Consider the following 7,130-nt stretch of genomic DNA (forward strand, 5'->3'; position numbering starts at 1 on the left):
CATTTTTCGACACCTAAATCCTTGTTATGCAGAATACAAAGTAACCTACACTCGTTTGCTCATTCTGTTTTTACTTCGCATGTGGAAGAAAAAAGCGCTGACCGCTTCTATGCATGAATAGATGCTCTCTCCCATCTAAAAAGAGAGGTTTTATGTCGATTTTTTAATTGATTTATATATAGAAAGTGACACATCATTTGACTTCTTTTTGGGTTTATAAAGCGAGAAGCAAATGATGTATGGAGGAATGATGATGGCGATATGTCCACTTTGTAATGCATTGGATGCTCAAACATATTCTTGTCCAACTTGCGCGAGTCTACTCCAAGATTATGGGAAAATTGTGGATTACCTAGATACTTACAGCGCATATTTGGATCAAGATTTATTACTTCAAGTAGATGGTTTAACACAGAATAACTCTCAGCAACATTGTGTCCACGTTTTCTATTGCGCAGCGTGTAATACAGAAACTGACATAACAGTGAAACTTGTATAAGCGAAAAACTTCCACCTACAGCAGGGTGGAAGTTTTATTCCGCTACGTGCGGGTTAACGAGCAGCGGAGTGGAAAGAGAATTCACTGATGGAAGTTTTGTTTTCTTTTCTTGTACTGATTTTTGAGGATGGTGAAAAGAGTGTCCTGTTAAATAGATGGCATATTCATAAAATAATTGCCTTGTTTGTTCGTCTTGTTCTTTTAATTTTTCGTGTTGAAATATACTTCTACCTGGTTTTGAGTTGGCTTCAAATAGCCATGGATTTTCGGATTTGTCTAAACCGATATCAAAGCCGATTTCTCCAACATTTCCTGTTATATGTTGATCTAAAATGGAACTCAGTTTTAAAGCGACATGTGTTAATGTATTTAGAATTCGGATTCTTTCCGTTGCATCGGAAAAAATTTCTTGCAGAAGTTTTACGTCTCCGCCGCTATTCATATGAGTTGTCATGCTGCCTTTTCCAGCGATTTTTGCAGCGATGGCACTGACTCTCCAAGTGCCAAAATGATTTTTGTTTGTATGAACGCGAAAATCTACAGGTTGCCCATCGAAATGTAACAAGGAAATGCCTTGCTGAACAATAAATTTCTTCAAATCATGTCCTTTTAAAACGTGGTTGATAAGCGTTTCTAAGGAATCGTACTTTCGAAATTTATTTTGTTCGTTCTCACGATAACGACAATAGTATTTGTTGTCTGTAGGCGAATAAAAAATTTGATAAATGTTTCGTCCAAGGCTACCATGCGTTGGTTTCATATAAACGTGTTTGTATGATGATAAAAACCTTTCTACTTGTTCGAAATGCTGGAACGCTTCTGTTTTAGGTAACAAGGAAGATATGGATTTTTCATTTATAAGAAGTTGATGGATATCCCATTTATTAAAAAATCCTGGGTTAAACCATGGGATGGCGTATTCTACTTGTAATCGCTTTTTTGCTCTTGCAATCGGTTTATAAGTCTCAGCTTGTCGATTTGGTAATCGATCATAAATAACGTTTGGAAAAGGGATGTTATATTGCAGCCACTTTCCCTCTTTAAAGAAATAACCTTCAATTGTTTCTTCCTCCCAATTTATATGCTGGGCACCAAATAAAAATACGAATGGCCGTAATGAGAATGGCGGAGTGAGTAAATCGCTGAAAGAAATTGAACGATCGCCGAGAGGTTCAGAAGCTGATTCACTAAAACAAGTTGTGAAAATCCCAATTAATGGACCGAATATAAGTGTTTGATTTTGAATGAAGGCATGAATAGTAGCTGAGGGAGGAAGCAAAAGTTTTTTTGCGAGTTGCTCCCCAATTGTAATTTCATGAGTATACGTATAATGAATTGTAATATCTTTACATGCGATAGAGCGCGTTCCAAAGGATAGCGATTGAAGGGACGGCGTGTTAGAAAATATATAAGGTAATGTTATAGCGTTTGGATGATCCGTTGAAATTTGTAATGTGTACATATGATCTTCCAATATCGTTCCTCCTCTCTTCATTATGGTGTAAAGCGACTAAACCGAAGCGGACCGTGAAAAATTTCTTCGGCTAGTGTTTGATTCTGCTTAGTAAAAGGTGTATAAGACGGTTTTGTATCAACATGCATAAGCCAAATAGCTCCTGTTTTGTCCATTACGATAGACAATTCTAATTCAAAAAGAGAAGGATAGAATGGATCAAGTGTTTTAGGTACTTCTGTTGTAATATCATGTAAGGCTTCTTGTAATAATTGAACCCCAATAGGTGACAGTAAATGGTGTGTTTTGGCAAATGGATGTAGTGTAGCGTTCTTTATAGCAGGAAGTAAGAATTGTAAGGGAAGTTTACTTGTTTGGATACATTGTTCGATTACTTTCCAGGTCTTTTCTTTGTTTTTTTGTAAGAGACAGCGAATGTGAACTGGGTATTTTAATTGATCTGGGGGATATAACATAGGATGAATGATGTAATGATCTGATTGAACGAATGGATTGCACCATGATAAAAACTCGTTTTTGTGTTTGAACATGAGCGGTGAGCGGGTTTGATCATGTAATGCTTCTATATGAAAAGCTTTATCTTTATAGGTAATTCGATACGTTGTTCTATTAGAATGTATATCTACTGGTTTTATAATCACATCTTTTTCTTCTTGAAGCAGTTTTAGAATTGTTTTTGCACTTCCTTTTTTTATGTGTGCCATGTAAGGAGCCAGCCTTTTATTCGTAAGTAGATGCTCACGGATTTCATTGGAATCAATAAGTGGGCAATTTAAAAATATAGTGGAAGAGCGTTTGTGCAGTGAATGGATGATGGACTTGGCTTGTTGAAATTCCGTGCCTTCTGGGAATTGACAACGGTCATATATATAGGAAGGAATGGGGAAGGTTTGTTGGGCCCAATTCCCTGTATCTGTGTCATAGAGAAGACCTGTAACAAGTTCGGTTTTAGCATCGATGCAAGACGGAGTAAATTGAGCAACGATGTTGTGATATAAACGAGCTCGCTTAGCGATTTCGGTGTAATAAGTTCGCTCATGGTGTAAGTGAGGTGTTAAGAGTCCAAGAACCAACGAAAACACTCCTTTGTGTAATATACGTAAAGCGTTGAAGCTTTTGTAGCACTGGTTATAAGATATATATAAGTACAAATTGAAAAATCGACATAAAACCTTTCTTTTTAGGTGGGGGAGAGAGTCCGGCCATGCATAGAAGCGGTCAGATTCTTTTCCTGCCCTATGTCAAGTGAAAACAAAGAGAGAAAATAAGTAGCGGTCACCTTTTGTTCTTCATAGCCGTGACTTATATGTTGGAAAGTCAAAATGGATAGATATACATTGCAAATATGTTTTTATATTATTATACTGTTGTCCGTATGATGATATGCTATTTTTTCATGTGCAATGCGATAGGATGAGATAGTGTCTTCATATGTAGTAAGATATGTATATACTTGGAGAAACGGAAGGTTGATTGTGATGAATGTCTGGTTGAATATGTTAACGACAACAGGATTAGGTGCTGTGATTGGCGGATATACGAACCATCTAGCGATAAAAATGTTATTTCGCCCTCATCGACCTGTGTATATTGGGAAGTTTCGAGTACCATTTACACCAGGTCTGATTCCAAAGCGCCGTGATGAACTTGCCGTTCAACTAGGAAAAATGGTTGTGGATCACTTGTTAACCCCAGAAGGAATAGGGAAGAAATTAACGAATAAAGAGTTCCAGCAGGAGCTTATGAAGTGGGTACAAGTTGAAGTAGAGAAAATGTTGATGAATGAACAGTCATTACGGGATGTGTTAGCAAAATGGGGATTGGAGCATGCGGAGGAGCAGGCAACAAAAAAAATTGAAGGTATCATTGCAGAAAAGGTTGATATGTTTTTAACGCAATACTATACATATACATGGGAACAAGCTTTGCCTAGCTCGGTTCATGAGAAAGTGGAACAAATGATTCCAAATGTAGCATCATTTATTTTAGAACGAGGGAAAGCCTTTTTTGAAAGCGAAGAGGGAAAAGAGCGTCTTGCAAAAATGATTGATGACTTTTTTGCTTCTCGAGGTGCATTATTAAATTTAGTAGGCATGTTTTTAGGAAATGTAAGTGTAGTGGATCGCCTGCAGCCGGAAGTGATTAAGTTTCTAGGACAAGAAGGGACGAAGCAGCTTTTAAGTGATGTTCTGCAAAAAGAGTGGCAGAAATTAAAGGAAAGAGAAGTAAAGGAGCTGGAGTCCTTTATAGCGAAAGAAACCGTTGTAAAGTCAATACTATCAGCAGTTAAAATAGAGGAAATGGTCGGAGGATTTCTAAATCAGTCTGTTCAAAAGGTGTGTGAACCAGTCCGGGAAAATATTGTACAAACAATCATTCCTAATTTAGTCCAAAAAGGTTTAGCATGGGGTGTAAACAATGTCGAACATATTCTAAAAAATTTACACTTGGCGGAAATTGTACAGCAAGAAGTATCGACATTCTCAACAGAGAGATTAGAAGATCTTGTATTATCCATTACAAAGAACGAATTAAAGATGATTACATATTTAGGAGCTTTATTAGGAGGAACAATTGGACTTATTCAAGGTGTAATATTGCTTTTTCTTATGTAAGGAATGACTTATATGGATTCATTCACCATCCCAGTTATGGCTATGGAATAAAAAAAGACCTACTCTCGTTTACTCATTTTGGTTTTCCATGGGATGGGGCTAAAAAAGGCACTGACCGCATCTATGCAAGGCCGGATGCTCTCACCCACTCAAAAAAGAGAGGTTTTCACTTTGATAAATAAAGTGAAATTCCTTCACATCTCTTGCATAGTTTGATATTGTAAGAATGTGCGTATCTAACAGGTACTGAAAAGGGTCAGTGTGAATAAAAACGCTAGCCTGCTAAAGGAGGAAAAATAAAATGACAAAAAACATTCATGATGTTGCATATGAACTACAAAAAGCAATTGCAGAACATACAGATTTCCAAGCGTTAAAAGCAAGCTATGCGGAAGTGCAAGCGGATGCGGCTTCAAAACAATTATTTGATCAATTCCGTACAATGCAACTTGGCTTACAACAAAAGATGATGCAAGGCCAAGAAATTACAGAAGAAGATAACAAAAAAGCACAAGAAGTAGTAATGCTTATTCAACAAAATCCAAAAATCACAAAGTTAATGGAAGCAGAACAACGCTTAAACGTTGTAATTGGCGATGTGAACAAAATTATTATGAAGCCACTTGAAGAGTTATATAGTACATATACACAAGCTTAATGAGAAAGGCGTTTCCTGAATATGAGGGAAGCGTCTTTTTTATCGAGAAATAATTTGAAGAATGATAGTGAAAAAGAAGCCAATTCGGCTTCTTTTTACTTAGAAACAAAGTGGTGTTTTTGAAAATAAAAACGCCAAGGATAATGAACAGCTTCTTCGGCATAATCGATATTGATGCGGGGCCCTTTTGCAATTTCATATTGTGAAGATAGATGTTCTGCTTCTGGAACTAATTCGATATATAATTCGTTACTTTGTAATGATAAGCCCCGTTCTTCTAAAGTGATGCCAAGGGCACGGCATAGTTTTCCCGGTCCATTGGTTAAATTTTTATATTGTGCTTTTGTAATGTCAACTTTATCATAACGTGCGATTTTCATTTCTTCGATCCCATCGGCGGGCTCTAATGCACGGATGAGAACTCCTTGGGGAATACCAATTGGAGCAGTAATGACATTAAAACAATGATACATGCCGTAAATGAGATAGACATAGGCATGCCCTGGTGCGCCGAACATAACTTCAGTCCGATCCGTGCGCCTTCCTCCATAACTATGTGCAGCTTTATCATCTGGTCCTTTATACGCTTCTACTTCTACAATGAACCCGCTGCGTTTTATCCCATCGACTATATGTACAAGTTTATGACCAAGTAAATTTTTAGCAACTTCTAATGTATCGCCTTCATAAAAAGAAGGAGGTGCTTTCATATGGGTAGCTCCTTTACTGATGATATATATATATTAAACCAAATTTACAGCGGTGATTCGAACTCGTTCTATTTAACAAATGTATTTCATAAATTATGGATAGAGTAAAGCAGCTAAGAGGAGGAATGCGACATGATTTATCGCTTATTGGCTCTTAACATAGATGGAACGCTTTTGCAGAATAATGGGAGAATACCAAAAGGAACAAGAGAAGCTATTGATTTTGTAAAACGAAAAGATGTATATGTGACATTGTTTACGAATCGTAATTTTCAATCTGCTCATAAAATAGCAAAATCATTGAAACTAGATTCTCTATTAGTTACGCACAGCGGTGCTTTTATTTCAGCATCATTAGATAAACCGCTTGTCCAAAAGCGATTATCAGAAGAAAAAACATTTAATATTGTGCAAGTGCTAGAACATTTTGAATGTAATATTCGTATTTCCCACGAACGTTTCTCTATCGGCAACCGTGAACGAAATACACCAAACTTAATTGCGCGTACCGTATTAACAAGTACGGATCCACTATTTTATCCTGTTCAGTTTGTTGATTCATTAGGGGATATATTACGTGATCAACCTGTTGCAGCGCCAAAAATTGATATTGTCTTTCAGAGTAGAGGCGAAAAAGAACGTGCGCTTAAAACTTTGCAGAAAGCATTTACGGACATAGAATATATAGAATGTGATACAAGAAGAATAGAAATCCTTCCACTGCATGTATCCAAATTACGCGGGTTACAGTTGTTAGGAGAACACCTCGGAATACATTTGAATGAAATGGTAGCGATTGGAGATAGTTTAGATGATCTAGAGGTGATTGAAAATGTTGGATTAGGGGTGGCAATGGGAAATGCGCCGCTGCCATTAAAACAAGCAGCAGACTGGATTACACGCTCCAATAGTGAAAACGGAGTACAATATATGATTAAAGAACATTTTCGTAAACAATTTCCACTTCCATTTTTAAAAAATCATAAGCAGGCGCCTAAATGGTAACAAGACAAATACGAAATGTGGCTTAGTAGCTATGTTTCGTATTTTTTTATTTTTCAACATATAAGTTGCTGCTATGTAGAATAAAAAGTAACCTAGACTCGTTTGCTCATTCTGTTTTAACCATAGCATGTGACAGAAACAGGCACTGACCGCTTCTACGCATGGCCAG

7 protein-coding genes are annotated in these 7,130 nt (G+C 37.0%); 4 read left to right on the forward strand and 3 right to left on the reverse strand.

Annotated elements, in window-relative coordinates:
- The first annotated feature begins 253 nt into the window (after positions 1 to 253).
- Positions 254 to 499 carry a hypothetical protein gene (locus V7183_RS01860; protein WP_097894571.1) on the forward strand — a complete coding sequence of 82 codons (246 nt, stop codon included), beginning with the start codon at positions 254 to 256 and terminating at the stop codon, positions 497 to 499.
- Positions 500 to 533: 34 nt separating this feature from the next.
- Here V7183_RS01860 and V7183_RS01865 read toward each other — a convergent pair whose 3' ends face one another.
- Together V7183_RS01865 and V7183_RS01870 are read right to left on the reverse strand one after the other, a co-directional pair.
- Positions 534 to 1,994 (reverse strand): YheC/YheD family endospore coat-associated protein, encoded by a 1,461-nt coding sequence (locus V7183_RS01865; RefSeq protein ID WP_335358523.1) that lies wholly within the window; start codon positions 1,992 to 1,994, stop codon positions 534 to 536.
- On the reverse strand, positions 1,994 to 3,046 hold the full coding sequence (locus V7183_RS01870; RefSeq protein WP_335358524.1) for a YheC/YheD family protein: 1,053 nt from the start codon (positions 3,044 to 3,046) through the stop codon (positions 1,994 to 1,996). The genes V7183_RS01865 and V7183_RS01870 overlap by 1 nt, the downstream gene beginning before the upstream one ends.
- 396 nt (positions 3,047 to 3,442) lie before the next feature.
- Here V7183_RS01870 and V7183_RS01875 point away from each other — a divergent pair, with 396 nt between their 5' ends.
- Both V7183_RS01875 and V7183_RS01880 read left to right on the forward strand, forming a co-directional pair.
- The gene (locus V7183_RS01875) at positions 3,443 to 4,588 is read left to right on the forward strand and encodes a DUF445 domain-containing protein (protein WP_335358525.1); all 1,146 of its coding nucleotides are present in this window, start codon (positions 3,443 to 3,445) and stop codon (positions 4,586 to 4,588) included.
- Positions 4,589 to 4,889: 301 nt separating this feature from the next.
- The gene (locus V7183_RS01880) at positions 4,890 to 5,246 is read left to right on the forward strand and encodes a YlbF/YmcA family competence regulator (RefSeq protein WP_097898243.1); all 357 of its coding nucleotides are present in this window, start codon (positions 4,890 to 4,892) and stop codon (positions 5,244 to 5,246) included.
- A gap of 95 nt (positions 5,247 to 5,341) precedes the next feature.
- Here V7183_RS01880 and V7183_RS01885 read toward each other — a convergent pair whose 3' ends face one another.
- Entirely contained in the window at positions 5,342 to 5,956 is a 615-nt protein-coding gene (locus V7183_RS01885; protein ID WP_097898242.1) for a DNA-3-methyladenine glycosylase, read from the reverse strand.
- A 132-nt stretch (positions 5,957 to 6,088) separates the two neighbouring features.
- Here V7183_RS01885 and V7183_RS01890 point away from each other — a divergent pair, with 132 nt between their 5' ends.
- Positions 6,089 to 6,961 carry a Cof-type HAD-IIB family hydrolase gene (locus tag V7183_RS01890; protein ID WP_097898241.1) on the forward strand — a complete coding sequence of 291 codons (873 nt, stop codon included), beginning with the start codon at positions 6,089 to 6,091 and terminating at the stop codon, positions 6,959 to 6,961.
- Positions 6,962 to 7,130 lie beyond the last annotated feature (169 nt).

Origin of the sequence: Bacillus sp. JJ1127, from assembly GCF_036965845.1 — a bacterium.
GTDB lineage: Bacteria > Bacillota > Bacilli > Bacillales > Bacillaceae_G > Bacillus_A.